We start from the raw sequence: 2,756 nt of genomic DNA on the forward strand, positions 1-2,756 counted from the left end.
CACAGCTGATGGAAATGAAGAAATTACCCCTGCAGAAATAGCATTGATCGAGGGGCCTATAGAGATTACTGTATATGTTCAGTCAGTCAGGTATGGCTGTGAAGTAGACTCGAAAAGAAGAGAACTTCTCATCACCATTGATGCGACCGATCCTCCAGTAGCCGATGGAAGCCAGGAGTTCTGTGCGGTGGATGCGCCAACCTTGGCATCCATCGAGATTGTGGGCGAAAACATCCAATGGTATGATGCCGCTACAGACGGCAACTTGTTGGATATCACAACCCTTTTGGTTGATGGACAGACTTACTATGCCAGCCAAACTATTGAAGATGGATGTGAAAGTCTACTAAGGACCGCTGTAACGGTAACTTTGAGCGATATTTTACCACCAACCACCGATTTGGCTGTTCAGGAATTCTGTGCTTCCGACAGCCCAACCATTGCGCAGCTACAGGCAACAGGCAATGGGATAGTATGGTATGATGCCATTGCAAACGGGAATATAGTTCCGGCCAATACACCATTGGTAGATGGCATGACCTATTATGCAAGCCAGCTTGACGATGTTTCTGGATGTGAAAGTTCGGAAAGATTAGCTGTAACGGTGGTAGTGGAAAACTGTGAAGCATTTTTGGATATCACTAAGACTGCCTCCAGCCCGACGGTCTTGGCGGGAAATAATATTACGTATTCGATTACTGTATCAAATTCGGGCTTGATGTATGCCGAAGATTTTGTTGTAACGGATGAAATCCCGGTAGGTACCGGTTTTGTATCAGGAAGTGATGGAGCTGTATTTGAAAATGGAGTAGTGACTTGGGAATTGGATGTCCTAGAATCTGGAAGTCAGATAGTCCTTGAGTTAGTGCTTAGTACTTCAGCAGATTTGGCTTCAGGTACTATAATATCGAATACTGCAATTGCCTTTAGCTCTAATAATGATGGTGGGCCGGTTGAGTCTGATCCAGAGGATGTGGATGTAGAGACATCAGCCGACCTTGATATAACAAAAACAGCTGCAAGTTCAACGGTACTTGCAGGCGAAAACATCACCTACAACATCACTGTAAACAATGCAGGACCGAGCAATGCACTTGATGTGACTGTGTCGGATGTATTGCCGGCTGGAACGGGCTTTGTATCGGCAAGCAACGGCGGAACGGAAACAGGAGGCACGGTGAACTGGAGCCTTGGAACGATCGCAGCGGGAGAGAACATAGAATTGACCCTGGTAGTGTCAACAGCAGCTTCCCTTGAAGCAGGCACTACGATCAGCAACATAGCGGTGGCAGATTCACCAACGGACGAAGACGGACCAGTAGAGTCCGACCCAGAGGATGTGGATGTAGAAACCGAAGCGGCATTGAACATCACCAAGACAGCCGCCAGTTCAACGGTAGTTGCGGGTGAAAACATCAGCTACACCATCACTGTAAACAATGCAGGACCGAGTGATGCACTTGATGTGACGGTATCTGATATGCTTCCAGCGGGAACGGGCTTTGTGTCTGCCGACAACGGCGGAACGGAAACAGGGGGTACGGTAACGTGGAGCCTTGGAACGATCGCAGCGGGAGAAAGCATGGAATTGACCCTGGTAGTGTCAACAGCAGCTTCCCTTGAAGCGGGCACTACGATCAGCAACATAGCGGTTGTGGATTCACCAACGGACGAAGACGGACCGGTTGAGTCCGACCCAGAAGACGTGACGGTGGAAACCGAAGCGGCATTGAGCATCACCAAGACGGCATCCAGCGCGACTGTATTGGCAGGTGAGAACATCGGCTACACCATCACGGTGGGCAATGCAGGCCCAAGCGATGCCTTGGATGTGACGGTATCTGATATGCTTCCTGCGGGAACAGGCTTTGTGTCGGCAAGCAACGGCGGAACGGAGACGGGAGGCACAGTGAACTGGAGCCTTGGAACGATCGCAGCCGGAGAGAGCATGGAATTGACCCTGGTAGTGTCAACAGCAGCTTCCCTTGAAGCGGGCACGACGATCAGCAACATAGCGGTTGTGGATTCACCAACGGACGAAGACGGACCAGTAGAGTCCGACCCAGAAGACGTGACGGTGGAAACCGAAGCGGCATTGAACATCACCAAGACAGCCGCCAGTTCAACGGTAGTTGCGGGTGAAAACATCAGCTACACCATCACTGTGGGCAATGCAGGACCGAGCGATGCACTTGATGTGACGGTATCTGATATGCTTCCAGCGGGAACGGGCTTTGTGTCTGCAAGCAACGGCGGAACGGAAACAGGGGGTACGGTAACGTGGAGCCTTGGAACGATCGCAGCCGGAGAGAGCATGGAATTGACCCTGGTAGTGTCAACAGCAGCTTCCCTTGAAGCAGGCACTACGATCAGCAACATAGCGGTGGCAGATTCACCAACGGACGAAGACGGACCGGTTGAGTCCGACCCAGAAGACGTGACGGTGGAAACCGAAGCGGCATTGAACATCACCAAGACGGCAACGAGCGCAACAGTCTTGGCAGGCGAAAACATCAGCTACACCATCACGGTGGGTAATGCAGGGCCAAGCGATGCAGAGGATGTGACGGTATCGGATGTATTGCCTGCGGGAACGGGCTTTGTGTCAGCCGACAACGGCGGAACGGAAACAGGGGGTACGGTAACGTGGAACCTTGGAACGATCGCAGCGGGAGAAAGCATGGAATTGACCCTGGTAGTGTCAACAGCAGCTTCCCTTGAAGCGGGCACAACAATCAGCAACATAGCGGTGGTGG

1 protein-coding gene is annotated in these 2,756 nt (G+C 51.5%); it reads left to right on the top strand.

What is annotated here, in order from left to right:
• Positions 1 to 2,756: Ig-like domain-containing protein (locus tag ACFSKL_RS18080; protein WP_376888027.1), on the top strand; the 2,756-nt coding region annotated here is incomplete at both ends.

The sequence above is a fragment of the Belliella marina genome (assembly GCF_042682445.1).
GTDB lineage: Bacteria > Bacteroidota > Bacteroidia > Cytophagales > Cyclobacteriaceae > Belliella > Belliella marina.